This window comes from Maribacter vaceletii, assembly GCF_003634105.1.
GTDB lineage: Bacteria > Bacteroidota > Bacteroidia > Flavobacteriales > Flavobacteriaceae > Maribacter_B > Maribacter_B vaceletii.
Window position 1 is genome coordinate 44,784 of sequence record NZ_RBIQ01000011.1, and the last position, 16,948, is coordinate 61,731.

13 protein-coding genes are annotated in these 16,948 nt (G+C 31.9%); 8 read left to right on the forward strand and 5 right to left on the reverse strand.

The features are described from left to right. Positions 1–6 precede the first annotated feature (6 nt). From CLV91_RS14325 to CLV91_RS14335, 3 genes are all read right to left on the reverse strand, one after another. Positions 7–636 carry a bifunctional nuclease family protein gene (locus CLV91_RS14325; protein WP_121068917.1) on the reverse strand — a complete coding sequence of 210 codons (630 nt, stop codon included), beginning with the start codon at positions 634–636 and terminating at the stop codon, positions 7–9. Between the two features lie 86 nt (positions 637–722). After that, entirely contained in the window at positions 723–1,691 is a 969-nt protein-coding gene (locus tag CLV91_RS14330) for an electron transfer flavoprotein subunit alpha/FixB family protein (protein WP_121068918.1), read from the reverse strand. 51 nt (positions 1,692–1,742) lie between these two features. Beyond that, entirely contained in the window at positions 1,743–2,489 is a 747-nt protein-coding gene (locus CLV91_RS14335; RefSeq protein WP_121068919.1) for an electron transfer flavoprotein subunit beta/FixA family protein, read from the reverse strand. 178 nt (positions 2,490–2,667) lie between these two features. Here CLV91_RS14335 and CLV91_RS14340 point away from each other — a divergent pair, with 178 nt between their 5' ends. The 5 genes from CLV91_RS14340 to CLV91_RS14360 all read left to right on the forward strand — a co-directional run bounded on the left by CLV91_RS14340 (position 2,668) and on the right by CLV91_RS14360 (position 10,345). After that, positions 2,668–3,645, forward strand: a complete 978-nt coding sequence (locus CLV91_RS14340; protein ID WP_121068920.1) for a pyruvate dehydrogenase complex E1 component subunit beta — start codon at positions 2,668–2,670, stop codon at positions 3,643–3,645. A gap of 115 nt (positions 3,646–3,760) precedes the next feature. After that, positions 3,761–6,262 carry a DUF5686 family protein gene (locus CLV91_RS14345; RefSeq protein ID WP_121068921.1) on the forward strand — a complete coding sequence of 834 codons (2,502 nt, stop codon included), beginning with the start codon at positions 3,761–3,763 and terminating at the stop codon, positions 6,260–6,262. A 79-nt stretch (positions 6,263–6,341) separates the two neighbouring features. After that, complete coding sequence (locus CLV91_RS14350) at positions 6,342–6,869, forward strand: inorganic diphosphatase (protein WP_121068922.1); 528 nt, start codon at positions 6,342–6,344, stop codon at positions 6,867–6,869. A 110-nt stretch (positions 6,870–6,979) separates the two neighbouring features. Further along, positions 6,980–9,262, forward strand: a complete 2,283-nt coding sequence (locus CLV91_RS14355; RefSeq protein ID WP_121068923.1) for a sodium-translocating pyrophosphatase — start codon at positions 6,980–6,982, stop codon at positions 9,260–9,262. A gap of 84 nt (positions 9,263–9,346) precedes the next feature. Continuing rightward, a complete protein-coding gene (locus CLV91_RS14360; RefSeq protein ID WP_121068924.1) occupies positions 9,347–10,345 on the forward strand; it encodes an App1 family protein in 999 nt (332 codons plus the stop codon). A 6-nt stretch (positions 10,346–10,351) separates the two neighbouring features. On the opposite strand, the gene pepE is transcribed toward CLV91_RS14360, so the two are convergent. Together pepE and CLV91_RS14370 are read right to left on the reverse strand one after the other, a co-directional pair. Beyond that, positions 10,352–11,062 (reverse strand): dipeptidase PepE, encoded by a 711-nt coding sequence (gene pepE / locus CLV91_RS14365; RefSeq protein WP_121068925.1) that lies wholly within the window; start codon positions 11,060–11,062, stop codon positions 10,352–10,354. Continuing rightward, entirely contained in the window at positions 11,063–11,677 is a 615-nt protein-coding gene (locus CLV91_RS14370; RefSeq protein WP_121068926.1) for a deoxynucleoside kinase, read from the reverse strand. A gap of 174 nt (positions 11,678–11,851) precedes the next feature. On the opposite strand from CLV91_RS14370, the gene CLV91_RS14375 reads away from it, so the two are divergent. From CLV91_RS14375 to metK, 3 genes are all read left to right on the forward strand, one after another. Beyond that, positions 11,852–12,730, forward strand: a complete 879-nt coding sequence (locus CLV91_RS14375) for a GLPGLI family protein (protein WP_121068927.1) — start codon at positions 11,852–11,854, stop codon at positions 12,728–12,730. A 17-nt stretch (positions 12,731–12,747) separates the two neighbouring features. After that, positions 12,748–15,423: a carboxypeptidase-like regulatory domain-containing protein gene (locus CLV91_RS14380; protein ID WP_121069040.1), complete on the forward strand. Its 2,676-nt coding sequence runs from the start codon at positions 12,748–12,750 to the stop codon at positions 15,421–15,423. Positions 15,424–15,630: 207 nt separating this feature from the next. Further along, positions 15,631–16,887, forward strand: a complete 1,257-nt coding sequence (metK, locus tag CLV91_RS14385) for a methionine adenosyltransferase (RefSeq protein WP_121068928.1) — start codon at positions 15,631–15,633, stop codon at positions 16,885–16,887. Positions 16,888–16,948: the final 61 nt, after the last annotated feature.

Consider the following 16,948-nt stretch of genomic DNA (forward strand, 5'->3'; position numbering starts at 1 on the left):
TAATAATTAGTTTCTTTTAGATATTTCGTCTCTTAGCTTAGCGGCTTTTTCGTAATCTTCATTTGCTACAGCTTTATTTAGCTCTTTATGAAGCTCATCTGTGGTAAGTTCTGTATAACCATCTGTTGCACCGGATTCAATTTCTATTGGGTCTCCGCCTTCTTGCAGAATTTCATCCACCATTATACTATCATCATTCTCCTCATCTTTATCTTTAGAAGAGAATTTTAAGAAAATACCGGCCTTATCTAAGATAGTTTTATAAGTAAATATAGGAGCATCAAAACGTAATGCTAATGCAATAGCATCGCTAGTTCTTGCATCAATAATTTCTTCTATACCATCTCTTTCACATATAATGCTAGAATAAAAAACACCGTCTACTAGTTTGTGAATAATTACTTGTTTTACAATAATATCAAACCTGTCGGAGAAATTTTTAAATAAATCGTGTGTTAGTGGTCTTGGGGGTTTAATTTCTTTTTCTAAAGCTATTGCAATAGACTGTGCCTCAAAAGCGCCAATTACAATTGGAAGTTTGCGGTCACCTTCAACTTCATTTAAAATAAGGGCATAAGCTCCATTTTGAGTTTGGCTATAGGAAATCCCTTTTATTTTTAATCTTACTAAGCTCATAAATAGTTGTAAAAAAAAGGTTGTTTAAATAAGTTGGGTATCCATTTATTTAAACAACCCTTTAGAAAGGCACAAATTAACAAAAATTAAGCGTTTTGCGCTTTAAATTCTTTTAATTTTTCGATGAGCTGCGGTACAACCTCAAAGGCATCGCCTACAATACCATAATCTGCTGCTTTAAAAAATGGAGCTTCAGGGTCTGTATTAATAACAACTTTTGTCTTAGAGGCACTTACACCAGCAAGATGTTGTATGGCTCCAGAAATACCAATTGCAATGTATAAATTACTTGCTACAGGCTTTCCTGTTTGTCCTACGTGTTCTCCGTGTGGCCTCCAACCTAAATCGGATACAGGCTTAGAACAAGCTGTTGCAGCGCCAAGAACATCGGCAAGTTTTTCAATCATCCCCCAATTTTCAGGGCCTTTTAACCCTCTTCCACCAGATACAACAATATCTGCATCTGCTATTGTAGCTTTTCCAATAACCTTATCTACTTTTGTAGATTTGGTTGAAAAATCATTATCCTCTAAAGAGGGGTCAAAACTTTCTACAGTTGCTGTGGTAGCATTTTCTATAATTCCAAAAGAATTGTTAGATACTCCAACAACTTTTATTTCTGTATTTATTTGTGTTAGAGCAAATCCTTTATTACTAAAAGCGGTTCTTTTTACGGTAAAAGGACTTGTGCTTTCTGGTGCAGCAACAACATTAGGAGCGTATCCAGCTTTTAATGATGCGCTTACTAAAGGAGCTAAATATTTAGCATCTGTACTAGAACTAGTAATAATAACTTGTGCATTTTCTGCCTTTGCAGCTTGTACAATAGTATTTGCATACCCTTTTGCATTAAATGTAGATAACTTATCATTACTAACATTTAATACTTTGCTAATACCATAAGTTCCTAAAGTTTCATTTTCTGTTGCATTAATAGATATTGAAACGGCATTTGTTCCTAATAGTTTAGCAACTTCTGCAGCGTAAGAGGCAACCTCTAAAGCATTTTTTTTAAATTTTCCGTTTTCGGATTCTGTATATACTAAAACTGACATTTTTTCTTAAATTAAAAATATTCCTATATTAATTGGAATAAAGAATTAAAACTAAATTACTTTTGCTTCATTATGTAATAAACTTATAAGTTCATCAACATTACTAGCGTCTACTAATTTAACAGCACCTTTTGCTGCTGGTTTCTCAAATTTAGTTTCTTGTGTAGCGTTTAGTGCATCTACAGGCTCAACAACAGTTAATTTCTTTTGCCTAGCCATCATGATTCCTCTCATGTTAGGGATTTTTAAATCACTTTCCTGTACTAAGCCTTTTTGACCTCCAATAACAAGAGGTAAAGAAGTAGATAAGGTTTCTTTTCCTCCGTCTATTTCTCTTTGCGCGGTAGCATTTTCACCGTCTATTTCTAAGCTAATACAAGTATTTACAAAATTCATGTCTAATAAAGCAGCAAGAATTCCAGGAACCATACCACCGTTATAATCAATAGATTCTCTACCGGCTATAACTAGGTTATAATCTCCATTTTTAACAACTTCTGCTAGTTGTTGTGCAACAAAAAAACCATCAGTAGGTTCTGCGTTAATACGTATAGCTTCATCTGCTCCAATTGCAAGAGCTTTTCTAATTGTAGGATCTATTGTTGGTCCTCCAACAGACACTACATGTACTGTTGCGCCTTGCTTTTCTTTAAACCACATGGCTCTTGTTAGGCCAAATTCATCATTTGGGTTTATAACAAATTGCACACCGTTGGTGTCAAATTTTGTGTCACCATCTGTAAAATTAATTTTAGAGGTGGTGTCTGGTACGTTACTTATGCAAACTAATATTTTCATCGATTAAATAAGCTTTTAAATATAATAGGGCTAAGATAGTTAATAATTTCTGAATTTACTATGCGTGCATAGTAAATTTATAACTTTTTTTGATTAAAATGGTTATTATTTTGATATATAATTCCCTATTTTTGCTTGCCTTTTGGGTAATTAATTTAGGAATTCAATTGTTATAAACATGAAAACATTACAGTTTAGAGAAGCTATAGCGGAGGCTATGTCTGAAGAAATGAGAAAAGACGAATCTATCTATTTAATGGGAGAGGAAGTTGCGGAATATAATGGTGCTTATAAAGCTTCTAAAGGAATGTTGGATGAATTTGGTCCTAAAAGAGTTATAGATACTCCAATTGCAGAATTAGGTTTTGCAGGAGTAGGAGTAGGTTCTACAATGACAGGAAATAGACCTATTATAGAATTCATGACATTTAATTTTGCTTTAGTTGGTATTGATCAAATTATAAATAATGCTGCTAAAATTAGACAAATGTCTGGAGGGCAGTTTCCATGTCCAATAGTATTTAGAGGGCCAACAGCCTCTGCAGGACAATTAGCTGCAACACACTCCCAAGCTTTTGAAAGCTGGTATGCTAATTGCCCAGGATTAAAAGTAGTAGTACCTTCTAACCCTAAAGACGCTAAAGGTTTGCTAAAAGCAGCAATAAGAGATAATGATCCTGTAATTTTTATGGAATCTGAGCAAATGTATGGTGATAAAGGAGAAGTTCCAGAAGGAGAATTTACAATTCCTTTAGGTGTTGCAGATATTCGTAGATCAGGTTCAGATGTTACTATAGTTTCTTTTGGTAAAATTATTAAAGAGGCAGATAAAGCGGCAGATGAGTTAGAAAAAGAAGGTATTAGCTGTGAGATAATTGATTTAAGAACGGTTAAACCTTTAGATTATAAAGCTGTTGTAGATTCTGTTAAGAAAACAAATCGCTTAGTAATTTTAGAAGAAGCTTGGCCTTTTGGTAATGTAGCTACAGAGATTACATACCATATACAATCTAATGCTTTTGATTATTTAGATGCTCCAATTATAAAAATAAATACAGCAGATACACCAGCACCATATTCTCCAGTTTTATTAGAAGAGTGGTTACCAAATGCTTCAGATGTGGTTACTGCCGTTAAAAAAGTGTTATATAAGTAAATAAACACTTACATATTTGTAAAAGAATAGTAGCTTCGCCAACTTAAAATAGTCGGCGAGGCTTTTTTATTGGTACGTTATTTGTTAGTACCATTAAATAGAACATATAATTACAATGAAAAAAATAATTTTTCTTTTCCTTTTTTTATTTGCACTACTAGTAAATGCGCAAACTAAAGTTTCTGGAATAGTATTAGATGATTTGGGAGAACCTGTTGCATTTGCTAATATACTTTTTAAGAATTCTACTGAAGGAACCATTACAAACGATAATGGAAGGTTTTATTTAGAGTCAGATGCAAGTTATAATACGCTTGTGGTTTCTTTTATAGGCTATGAAACACAAACACTAACTCTTAACTCTAAGGTTAATTATGAAATGGAAATTAAGCTAGCAGAATCTAGCGAACAATTGAATGAAGTAGTTCTTATAGCTGGTAAGCAATCTAAAAAAAATAACCCAGCAGTAGATATACTGCGAAAAATATGGGCTAAAAAAAGAGAAAATGGAGTGCGTAAGTTTAAACAATATGCTTTTGATAAATATGAAAAGGTAGAGTTTGATTTAAATACTATAGATAGTGCTTTAATGCAGCGTAAAATATTTAAAGGTCTAGAATTTGTATTTCAAGATTTGGATACTTCAAAAATTACAGGAAAAACGTACTTGCCAATTTTCTTAAATGAAACTTTTTCTAAGGTATATGGCGATAATATTATAAAAGAAGAAAAAGAAGAAATTTTAGGAAATAAGAATTCTGGTTTTGATAACAACCAAGCAATAATTGCATTTGTAGAAGATTTGTATCAGGATTATGATATTTATGATAATTACTTAAAGTTTTTTGATAAAAGTTTTACAAGCCCTTTATCTAGAACAGGAATAGATACTTATAACTATGCACTTAGAGATAGTGCTTTTATAGATAATAAATGGTGCTATAATATTGTATACTACCCAAGAAGAAAAAATGAACTAACATTTAAAGGAGATTTTTGGGTAAATGATTCTACATACGCTATTAAAAATATAAATTTAGAAGTTACTAAAAGTGCTAATATAAACTGGGTTAAGGAGATTTATATTGAGCAAGATTTTGATGTAATGAACGATTCTGTTTTTCTTTTAAAGAGAGACTATATGTTGAGTGATTTTAGTTTTAAAAAGAAAGAAAAATCAAAAGGAGTTTACGGTAAAAGAACAACGGTTTATAATGCATATGAATTTGATAAAGAAAAACCCAGAGATTTTTATAAGAAAGATGGGAATCCTTTTGATCCAGAGGTAGTTGTAAAAGATGACGAGTTTTGGAAGGAGAATAGATTAGAATCTTTAAATAAAGATGAAAAAGGAATTTATAAGTTAATAGATACGTTAAAAACTGTTCCCAAATTTAAGTCCTATTATAACTTAGTTAGTATTCTGGGATCTGGCTATGTAGAAATTGATAAATGGAATTTAGATATTGGTTCTGTTTACGATGTTTTTGGTTATAATGATGCAGAAGGGGCAAGAGTAAGGTTAGGGGCAAGAACATATTATGGACCAAACGATCCATGGAGAGTAGAAGGTTATGCTGCATATGGTTTTGCTGATCAAAAAGTTAAACATGGTATATCTGGTAAGTTTTTGTTAGATAATAAAAGTAGATTAATAATCTCTGGAGGAAATAGAAGAGATATAGAACAGCTGGGGGTAAGTTTAACTGCTACGAACGATGTTTTAGGAAGGAGCATAGCATCCTCCTCTTTGCTAACTGTTGGGGCAAATAATAGACTTACCAATATTAATTTAAGTGCACTTAGTGTAGAGGTAGAGCCATTAACAAATGTAAGGGTGTCTTTGGGAGCAAACTTTAGGACGCTTAGTTCTGCATTACCTGGAGATTTTAGTTTAGACTATGTAGATGCAGAATCTGTAACAGGAACATCTTCAGAGGTTAAACAGTTTAATGTAAATACTATAGTAATATATACCCCTGGTAAAAAAACAATAGGGCATGGTGTAGAACGTAGAGATATTAATGATAACTATAGCACACTATTATTAAATTATACAAAAGGGTTAAAAGGCGCCATGAATAGCGATTTTAATTATAGTAAACTTCAGTTTTCTTATAGTCAGCCATGGCAAGTAGGAGGTTTTGGAAGATTGTATAGTACCGTTGAAATTGGAAAAACTTTTGGAGAGGTGCCTCTAGGGTTATTAAGTGTTATTCCGGGGAACCAAACTTTCTTTTCTAATTATGGTACTTTCCCAAATTTAGATTTTTATGAGTTTGTTACAGATACCTATGCGTCATTGCATTTAGAGCATAATTTTAATGGAAGGCTTTTTTCTAGAATTCCATTAATAAGAAAATGGAATTTAAGAGAAATTGTAGGATTGCGTGGTGTTTGGGGGCAGTTGTCTGATGAAAATATAGCATTAAATGCGCCAGCAAATGTTACAACACCATTAATAGCGCCTTCAGATAAAGTGTATTATGAATATTCTTTTGGTATAGGGAACATTTTTAAAATATTTAGAATAGATTTTAACTTTAGAGGTAACTATTTAGATACACCAGATGCAAGGCCATTTAGTGTAACAGGAACTTTTGGGTTTAATTTCTAAAATTAATTCAGAATTAATACAATTTCATTAATGAGCTAGCGTTCATTTGTTAACTTTGTACACGAAAAAAAATACAATAATGGCAGAAAAGAAAAGCATAACTTTTGATGTTTTAATAGAAATTCCAAAAGGAAGTAGAAATAAATATGAATATGATTTTACATTACATAAAATTAGGTTTGATAGAATGTTATTTTCTTCCATGATGTACCCTGGCGATTATGGTTTTATTCCAGAAACATTAGCCTTAGATAGTGATCCATTAGACGTTTTAGTATTAGGGCACCAGCCAACATACCCTATGGTGGTTATGGAAGTTAGACCTATAGGAGTATTTTATATGACTGATGAAAAAGGGCCAGATGAAAAAGTAATTTGTGTACCTGTATCAGATCCTATATGGAGTAATAAGCATGATATTTCAGATATAAACCCACATAGATTAAAAGAAATAGAGCATTTCTTTAAAGTATACAAAGATCTTGAGAAAAAGAAAGTAGATACTGGTGGTTGGGGAAATGCTGCAGACGCAGTTAAAATATATCATGAATGTGTAGAGCGCTATGAAAAAAGCGAACACAAAAAGAAACGTACCTTTACTATATAGTAAACCAATAATATAGAATCAAAAGCCACTCTTAATTTTAAGAGTGGCTTTTTTATTATTATTGATTTCGTATATTTAGCGTCATATAAATATCAAATTAATAATAAACTATGGATGTATTTGTGAACTATTTATGGGGCTTTGGTATTCTGGCCTTAATTTTTGTATTCGTAAAAAACCTTTGGGTATCTAAACAAGACGAAGGGGAAGAAAAAATGGCAAGGATAGCTAAGAACATTTCTGACGGAGCAATGGCTTTTTTAAAAGCAGAGTACAAGGTTTTAGCGGTTTTTGTAGTAGCAGTTGCTGTATTGCTTTACTTTAAAGGAAATTCTGAGGAAGGGTCTAATGGTATGGTAGCTGTATCTTTTATTGTTGGGGCAATTTGTTCTGCATTAGCCGGGTTTATAGGTATGAAAGTAGCTACTAAAGCTAATGTTAGAACAACGCAAGCTGCAAGAACTTCTTTAGGAAAAGCTTTAGAAGTTGCATTTGCAGGAGGAGCTGTAATGGGGCTTGGCGTAGTTGGATTAGGAGTTTTGGGTTTAAGCGGACTCTTTATGATTTATAGTGGACAAGGATGGGGTATTGGAGAAGTGTTAAATGTTCTTTCTGGATTTTCTTTAGGAGCATCTTCAATAGCTTTATTTGCACGTGTTGGTGGAGGTATATACACTAAAGCAGCAGATGTTGGTGCAGATTTAGTAGGTAAAGTAGAGGCAGGTATTCCAGAGGATCACCCTTTAAACCCAGCTACTATAGCTGATAATGTTGGTGATAATGTTGGGGATGTAGCAGGCATGGGAGCAGATTTGTTCGAATCTTATGTTGGCTCTATTATAGGAACAATGGTACTTGGTGCTGTTTATGCTGGTTTACCAGAGTTTGCTTCCTCTTTTGATGGTTTAGGAGCAGTATATCTTCCATTAGTATTAGCAGCAACAGGTATTGTTATGTCTATTCTAGGAACATTTTTTGTTCGTGTTAAGGATGGTGGAAATCCGCAAACAGCACTAAATATTGGGGAGTTTGGTTCTGCAGGTTTAATGTTGGTTGCATCTTTTTTTATTATTCAAAAAATGCTACCAGAATCATGGGTAGAAGCAGGTGTAACTTATACTTCTATGGGAGTTTTTTGGGCTACAATAGCAGGTTTAGTTGCGGGTCTTTTAGTAGGGAAAGTAACAGAGTATTATACTGCTACGGGTAAAAAACCTGTTATGGATATAGTTAAACAATCGGAAACTGGAGCTGCAACAAATATAATAGCAGGTTTAGGTGTAGGAATGATGTCTACCGCTATTCCAATTCTTTTAATAGCGGCAGCAATTATTATTTCACATAGTCAAGCAGGTTTATATGGTATTGCTATTGCAGCAGTAGGTATGTTGGCAAATACAGGGATTCAATTAGCGGTAGATGCTTATGGTCCTATATGTGATAATGCAGGTGGTATAGCAGAAATGGCAGAGTTGCCGAGCGAAGTTCGTGAACGTACAGATAAGTTAGATGCTGTTGGTAATACAACCGCAGCAATAGGTAAAGGGTTTGCAATTGCGTCAGCAGCTTTAACGGCATTGGCATTATTTGCGGCTTTTATGAAAACAGCAAATGTAACTTCTATAGATGTTTCTAGACCAGATATTATGGCAGGCTTATTAATTGGTGGTATGTTGCCTTTTGTTTTTTCTGCCTTGTCCATGAATGCAGTTGGTAGAGCAGCAATGGCAATGATAGAGGAAGTTCGGCGTCAGTTTAGAGATATTCCAGAATTAAAAGCTGCATTAGGTATTATGCGTAAGTATGATTCGGATATGAGTAAGGCTTCGGAAGAAGATAGAAAAATATTTGATGCTGCAGATGGCGTTGCAGATTATGGTAAATGTATAGATATATCTACAAAAGCATCTATTAAAGAAATGGTCTTGCCAGGTTTATTAGCTATTGCTGTTCCAGTAATTGTTGGCTTTGGGGGTAAAATAGTTGGCATTGGCGGCGCAGAAATGTTAGGAGGCTTACTTGCTGGTGTTACTACTTGTGGCGTTTTAATGGCTATTTTTCAGTCCAATGCAGGTGGTGCATGGGATAATGCAAAGAAAACTATAGAGGAAGATGGAAGAAAAGGGACAGATGTTCATAAAGCGGCAGTAGTAGGCGATACCGTTGGGGATCCTTTTAAAGATACTTCGGGGCCTTCCTTAAATATTCTTTTAAAATTAATGTCTGTTGTTGCTTTAGTAATAGCTCCTAGTATTGCAATAACCGAAGATGGTCTTGCTGAGCATACTAAGGATGCTAATAGTATAAAAGTGGAAACCACAAAAGTGGAAGGTAGCAAAGAAATGCCTATGGCTTATGTAGCATTCGTGAATGAAGAGGAAATTAAGAAATAATAATTTTAGTAAATTTATATTTAGCCGTCTTGCATTATGTAAGACGGTTTTTTTATACTTTTAATTTCTGGTGAAATTAAAGCTATGTTTAAGAAAGATAAGTTGCAAATAATACCTTTTAAAACCTATGGGACATTAACTCATATGTATTTACGAGGTAGAACTTTAGAGGATGAAAATATAGATATAAATAAAAAAGGGATTTGGCCAGTATTTATAAGTACCTGGAAGAGGTTTGAAACAGACGAAATAAGATTTGCTTCAATACATATACAAGTAAAAAATAAAGAACAAGAAAAAACAATTACCGATTCTGAAGGCTATTATATTTTTAATAAAGAAATAGAAGATTTGTCAGAAATTGTTTCTAAAGACGGGTGGGTTTCTTATAAAGTAGCTTACGCGAAACCAGAAGAGTATACAAAAAGGATAGTTTCTGAAAATCGTTTTTGTGGAGAAATGTTGGTGGTTTTACCAGAATCTGAATACGGAATTATTAGTGATATAGATGATACTATTTTGCATACAGGTGTTGCTTCAAAACTTAAATGGAAAGCAGTTTTTAATACTTTTTTTGTTAATGTATTACATCGCAAAGCTTTAGAAGGGACTGCAGATTTTTATATGCAATTGCATAAAGGAAAATCTAAAAATAATTGTAACCCAGTTTTTTATGTAAGTAATAGTCCTTGGAATTTATACAAGTATTTAGAGATTTTTTTAAATGGAAATAATTTTCCAAAGGGAGCAATACTATTACGAAATTTAAAATTTTTGTTCGATAAAACTCCAAAGTCAAAAATATCACATAAGCATCATGAAATTCAAAATATATTAAATACGTATCCAGATTTATCCTTTATACTAATTGGGGATTGTGGAGAGCATGACCCAGATATATATGTAGATATAGTTGCTAAAAACCCAAACAGAATAACTTCTATTTATTTAAGGTCTGTAAAAAGTAAAAAGAAAATGCTTCGTGTAAAAAAGTTGTTTCAGGACTATAAAGATGTGGACGTTTTGTTAGTTTATAATACTAAAGAAGCAATTGATCATGCAAAAATGAAAGGCTTTATTTAAAAGAATTTACTTTAAGTATAGTAGAGAAGTGTTTGGAGGCACTTCAACAGGTTCTTTATTCTGTTCAAAAATTCTTGCAGAAAGTTCTTTTCCTTCAAGAATACATTGATTGTTTTTTAGTCGAATCCAGCTACCTTCACGTAAACCAATAACAGGAGTTTTGTTAAACTGATGAAACTCTTTTATTCTAGTTTCTCTTGTTTCTCCTTTGTGTGTAGATTTTGGGTCTGGATCTAAATAATGTGCATTAATATTAAAAGGGGTAATATGCAATGTAGTAAAGCTAGGAGGGTAAACTATAGGCATATCATTAGTAGTTTTCATGCTAACGCCAGCAATATTACTTCCTGCACTAGTTCCTAAATAGGGAGTGCCTTCTAGAATTTTTTTTCTTAAAGGATTTATAAGTTGTAACTCGTATAACTTAGCGACTAAGACAAATGTGTTTCCTCCTCCAGTAAAAATTCCTTTAGCATTATTAATAGCTTTTATAGGGTCATCAAAAGTATGAACGCCAATAAGTTTTTTGTTAATTTTCTGAAATCCTTTTTTTGCTATTGTAGTATATTCTTCATGTGAAATACCGCTTGGTCTAGCGTAAGGAATAAATAGAACTTCATCCGTATTACGGAATAATTCTTTTAACTCATTAAAAAGATATTCTAAATAACTGCTATTGTGAATAGTAGATGTGCTGGCTAGAATACAGTTGATCATTTAAAAAAGACCATTTATTTCCGCATCAATCTTATTTATAACTTGCCCTAAATCTTCGGGCTTGTCCACAAAATCTAATTGATCTACATCAATAATTAATAATTTACCTTTAGTGTAATTATGAGCCCATGCCTCATAACGTTCATTTAGTCTACTTAAATAATCTATAGAAATACTATTTTCATAATCTCTACCACGTTTATGAATTTGTTTTACCAAGTTTGGGATAGAACTTCTTAGGTAAATAAGTAATTCTGGTGGCTGTACTAAAGACTCCATTAGTTCAAAAAGACCAGTATAGTTGCTAAAATCTCTATTTGTCATTAAACCCATAGCGTGTAAGTTAGGGGCAAATATATGAGCATCTTCATATATAGTTCTATCTTGAATAATGCTTTTTCCACTTTCTCTAATTTCAAGAATTTGTCTATATCTATTATTTAAAAAATAGATTTGCAAATTAAAACTCCAACGTTCCATTTGATTATAAAAGTCATCTAGGTAAGGGTTATCGGCAACTTCTTCAAAATGGGGTTCCCATTTATAATGCTTGGCTAATAATTTGGTTAAAGAGGTTTTTCCGGCACCAATATTTCCTGCTACAGCAATATGCATTTTTTAGATGTTTTTATAGTTATGATAATAAGAAAAAAATATTGCCATACAATATACAAGATAACAATAGGATGGTAAAATGTTTATGTAAATATCCGTTAAAAAATATTTTAAAAAAGATAATTAAACCTTTACGGAAAATAGAAGTCTAAATTTTAATTAAATACACGAAGTATGAAAAAGAATATTTTTTTTATCGCATTATTAATAATGACCTCTTCTTATGCTCAAGATTTTCAGGGTAAGGCAGTTTATGAGTCTAAAACAAGTGTTGATTTATCCAATTTTGGAAGACCAGATATGCCTGAAGAAGACAAAAAGAGAATTAAAGAACGTATTAAAAGAAATTTTGAAAAGACTTTTGTTTTGTCTTTTAATAAAATAGAAGCCTTGTATTTAGAAGAAAAGAGGTTAGAGCAACCTGGAAATAACAGAGGCAGCTTTAGGGGTTTTGCTTTTAATGTAAGTGGTAAATATTACAAAAATATAAAAGAGGAAAAGTATATTAATCAAAAAGAAATGTTTGGAAAAGTGTTTCTAATTAAAGATGAGTTGCCCAGTTTATCTTGGGTTATGGGGTCAGAAACAAAGCAAATTGGACAATATTTGTGTTATAAAGCAACTGCACTTAAAGCTGTAGACCCTGCAAGTGTTTTAAATTTTAGACCGCCAGGAAGACCAGGGGGAAATAGAGAGCAGGATGCTAAAAAAGATTCTGTAAGTAAGGAAAATTCTCTATTTAAAGATAAAGAAAAAACAAAAGAAATAGAGGTTACTGCCTGGTATACTTTGGATATACCAATAAGTCAAGGTCCTGGAGAATATTGGGGTTTACCTGGATTAATATTGGAGGTGAATGCGGATAAGACTACTATTTTGTGTTCTAAAATTATAATAAATTCAAAAGATAAAGAAATAATTGAAGCGCCAAAAAAAGGAAAAGAAATTACTCAAGAAAAATATAATAAAGTACTGAAAGCTAAAATGAAAGAGTTTTCAGAAAGACCTAGAAATGGTCCAGGTTCAAGGGGAGGTAATAGACCTAGAAATTAATAATGTATATGTATTTAATGGAAAAAATTCTAATAGGTTTTTTAATATTTTTTTCTCTTTTTGCTAGTGCTCAAAAAATCACAATTGAAGGTGTTGTAACAGATAGTTTGGGAAGCGCTTTGGAAATGGCGAATGTAGTTGCAATTAATATAGAAACTAAAGGGTTAGATGGATTTGGAATAACAAATCCAGAGGGTAAGTATAAAATAAATGTAAAGGCAAATACTATGTATAATTTAAGGTTTAGTTACTTAGGTTTTGAGCCAAAAGAATATACCATTAGTGTTGCAGAAAGTGATATACAGAAAAATACAATTTTAGTAGAACAAGCCGAAAATTTAGATGAAGTAGAAGTTGTTTACGAAATGCCTGTAACTGTAAAAGGAGATACTATTGTATATAATACGGATTCTTTTGTAAGTGGTACCGAAAAAAAATTAGAAGATGTACTTTCTAAATTACCAGGGGTAGAAGTTAGTGATGAAGGTGAGATTGAGGTGGAAGGGAAAACCGTTACAAAAGTAATGGTAAATGGGAAGGATTTTTTTGATGGAGATTCTAAACTTGCAGCAAAGAATATACCTGCAAACGCTTTAGATAAAATAGAAGTTTTACGTAACTACTCTGAAGTATCTCAATTAAGAGGTGTTACAAATAATGAAGATAATGTAGCACTGAATATTAAGCTGAAAACTGGAAAAGAAAAGTTCTGGTTTGGAGAAATTACGGGTGGTGTTGGTTTAGATGACCGCTATTTGGCCCATCCAAAATTATTTTTTTATAGTCCAAAGTATAGTATTAATATTTTAACCGATGTGAATAATATAGGGGAACTTGCTTTTACCAATAGGGATTATAGAAGGTTTACTGGTGGTTTTAGAACTAGGACAGGAAACACAGGAACTAGTTTTTCTGTAGGAGAAGGAGGGTTAGGTTTGTCTCAATTACAAAATAATAAGGCTAAAGAAATAAATGCAAGATTTGGTGCAATAAACTTTAGTTATTCTCCAAATAAGATTTTAGGACTTAGTGGTTTTGCTATTTATTCTTACAGTAATACGCTACTAGAAACAAGTGCTAAAAGGAGTTATATAAGTAGTAATGAAGAAGAAATTACGACAACAAACACAGACCAAACATCTAATTTAGGATTGTTAAAATTTAGCGCTTCTTATAAGCCTAGTGAAAATTTACAAGTAGAGTATGATATTTTATCAAAATTCTCCGGATCTGAGGAAAACGTAGATAATTTGTCTATTGCAGATGTTACAGATCAAATTACAGAAAATAAAGAACAAACACCAACGAGTGTTAATCAAAACGCAAATGTTTATTATACTTTGAATGAAGATAATATTTTAGCTTTTGAAGGTCAATATTTAATACAAACAGAAGATCCTTTTTACAATGCAATTAGAGAAGTGCAACCTTTTGTAAATATATTGCCTTTAGATGATACACAGTCCAATTTTGATATAAATCAAGAAAGGAAAGTAAAGACTAATAAGTTAGACTTTAAAGCAGATTATTACTATGTTACAGGGGCCAAAAGTAATATTAATTTTACTTTAGGAGTTACGCAAAGTAGTCAAGATTTTGATTCTAGAATATTTCAAATATTAGATGACGAATCAAAGCTTTCTTTTGCAGATAATGACCTTAATAATAGAGTTAATTTTAAATTTTCAGATATTTTTTTAGGTTTCCATTATAAATTAATTGCTGGTAATTTTACAATAAACCCAGGTATAATAGCACATAATTATCAAGCTAAAAACGAACAATTAGGAACCAAGGTTTCTAATGAGTTAGTAAATGTTGTTCCAGATTTATTTATAAACTATAAACTAAAGGAATCTGAAAATATTAGATTTAATTACACGGTAACAAGAAATTTTTCGGACATAGAAAAATTTGCAAACGCGTATGTGTTTAGTAATTACAACTCCCTTTATCAGGGTAATAGAGATTTAGAAAGCGCACTTTATCATAATGTAAGCCTTAATTTTTTTAGTTTTAGTATGTTTAATATGCAGAACATCTTTGCAAGATTAAACTATAGCAAACGTATAGATGCTTTTAAGAATAATAGTAGTATAGTAGGCATAAATCAAGTAACCTCTACAATAAACTCTAATTTAGAAGATGAGGTTTTATCTGGATCAGCTAATTATCAAAGAACTTTTGGAAAAATAAAAGTAAGTGCAAGAGCATCTTTATCTTATTCTAGTTTAAATAATATTATTAATAATAACCCTAGTATATCAGAATCTTTAACACAAAGTTATAAAGGCTCTTTGGCAACAAGTTTTAAAAATGCACCTAATTTAGAATTAGGGTATAATTACGCAATTAATAATTACGATAATGGAGGGAATGAAACCACATTTTATACAAGCACACCATTTATAGAGTTTAATGCTTCTTTTCTAAAGAATTTTATTTTTAAGTCAGACTTTAATTATTATAAATATAATGATGCAGAAAATACGGTAGAGAACGAATATGGTTTTTTAAATGCAGATGTATCATATCAAAAAAAAGATAGTAAATGGGAATATAGTATCCAACTTACAAACCTATTAAATAATACAGAATTAAATCAAGATACTTTTAATGAATTATTTTATAGAACATCAACTTATATAGTGCAGCCTAGATATGCAATGTTTAAAGTTACATACAATTTATAGGCAAAAGCAAACTGGGTAATTTTTTAAGAGATATTATTTTGACATATTTTGGAATAACATTATTTTTGAAAAATAAACCTACGAGGAAAGATTTGACTGCTTGCAACCTCTAAAAAATGCTAAAACAGATATTATTACACCTTTATAGGGTATTCTATCTATTTACTTTTTTATTTTGCGTGCTACTTTCCTTTTTAAAAAAGAATTATGTCTTATTTATTTACGTCAGAATCTGTTAGTGAAGGACACCCAGATAAAGTTGCAGACCAAATTAGCGATGCATTATTAGATAGTTTTTTGGCATTTGATCCCGAAAGTAAAGTTGCTTGTGAAACTCTAGTTACAACAGGTCAAGTAGTTTTGGCAGGAGAGGTAAAAAGTGATACCTATTTAGATGTTCAAAATATAGCAAGAGAGGTAATAAATAAAATTGGATACACTAAAGGTGAGTATCAATTTAGTGGAGATTCCTGTGGTGTTATATCTCTTATTCATGAACAATCTAAAGAGATAAATCAAGGAGTAGATAGAGGTAAAAAAGAAGAACAAGGAGCAGGGGATCAAGGAATGATGTTTGGTTATGCAACTAAAGAAACAGAAAATTATATGCCTTTGGCATTAGATATTTCTCATAAAATTCTTCAAGTTTTAGCAGAGCTAAGAAGAGAAAATAAAGAAATTAGTTATTTAAGACCAGATGCCAAGTCGCAAGTAACTATAGAATATTCCGATGAAAATGTTCCACAACGCATAGATACAATTGTAGTTTCTACACAACATGATGCTTTTAATGATAATGATGAGGTAATGTTAGCAAAGATTAAGGAAGACATAGTGTCTATCTTAATTCCAAGAGTAAAGTCTCAATTACCAAGTACTATTCAGACTTTGTTTGATGATAAAATTAAATATCATATAAACCCAACAGGGAAATTTGTAATTGGTGGCCCTCATGGAGATACCGGTTTAACAGGGCGTAAAATAATTGTAGATACTTATGGTGGTAAGGGTGCACATGGTGGTGGTGCTTTTAGTGGCAAAGATCCAAGTAAGGTAGACCGTAGTGCGGCTTATGCTGCAAGACATGTAGCTAAAAATTTAGTTGCGGCTGGTGTTTCTAATGAAATATTAGTGCAAGTAAGTTATGCTATTGGTGTAGTAGAGCCAACCTCTATTTTTGTAGATACTTATGGCACAGCAAATGTAGATTTAACGGATGGTGAAATTGCAGAAAAAGTAGCAAAGTTGTTTGATATGCGTCCATTTGCTATAGAAGAACGTTTGAAATTACGTAATCCTATTTATTTAGAATCAGCAGCATATGGTCATATGGGAAAAGAACCAAAAACGATTACAAAAGTTTTTGAATCTCCTTATAATGGTAGAGTAGAGAAAGAAGTAGAATTGTTTACTTGGGAGAAATTAGATATGGTAGATAAAGTAAAAGCAAGTTTTAGTATATAATTTTAGAGTATTATAGGCTATAAATAAGATTTCTTGTTTATAGCCGTTATTAAAGTAAAAT

Excerpts from the sequence above, each read along its gene's own strand:
- CLV91_RS14325 (WP_121068917.1), bottom strand. The coding sequence starts at position 636 with ATGAGCTTAGTAAGATTAAAAATAAAAGGGATTTCCTATAGCCAAACT.
- CLV91_RS14330 (WP_121068918.1), bottom strand. The coding sequence starts at position 1,691 with ATGTCAGTTTTAGTATATACAGAATCCGAAAACGGAAAATTTAAAAAA.
- CLV91_RS14335 (WP_121068919.1), bottom strand. The coding sequence starts at position 2,489 with ATGAAAATATTAGTTTGCATAAGTAACGTACCAGACACCACCTCTAAA.
- CLV91_RS14340 (WP_121068920.1), top strand. The coding sequence starts at position 2,668 with ATGAAAACATTACAGTTTAGAGAAGCTATAGCGGAGGCTATGTCTGAA.
- CLV91_RS14345 (WP_121068921.1), top strand. The coding sequence starts at position 3,761 with ATGAAAAAAATAATTTTTCTTTTCCTTTTTTTATTTGCACTACTAGTA.
- CLV91_RS14350 (WP_121068922.1), top strand. The coding sequence starts at position 6,342 with ATGGCAGAAAAGAAAAGCATAACTTTTGATGTTTTAATAGAAATTCCA.
- CLV91_RS14355 (WP_121068923.1), top strand. The coding sequence starts at position 6,980 with ATGGATGTATTTGTGAACTATTTATGGGGCTTTGGTATTCTGGCCTTA.
- CLV91_RS14360 (WP_121068924.1), top strand. The coding sequence starts at position 9,347 with ATGTTTAAGAAAGATAAGTTGCAAATAATACCTTTTAAAACCTATGGG.
- pepE (WP_121068925.1), bottom strand. The coding sequence starts at position 11,062 with ATGATCAACTGTATTCTAGCCAGCACATCTACTATTCACAATAGCAGT.
- CLV91_RS14370 (WP_121068926.1), bottom strand. The coding sequence starts at position 11,677 with ATGCATATTGCTGTAGCAGGAAATATTGGTGCCGGAAAAACCTCTTTA.
- CLV91_RS14375 (WP_121068927.1), top strand. The coding sequence starts at position 11,852 with ATGAAAAAGAATATTTTTTTTATCGCATTATTAATAATGACCTCTTCT.
- CLV91_RS14380 (WP_121069040.1), top strand. The coding sequence starts at position 12,748 with ATGGAAAAAATTCTAATAGGTTTTTTAATATTTTTTTCTCTTTTTGCT.
- metK (WP_121068928.1), top strand. The coding sequence starts at position 15,631 with ATGTCTTATTTATTTACGTCAGAATCTGTTAGTGAAGGACACCCAGAT.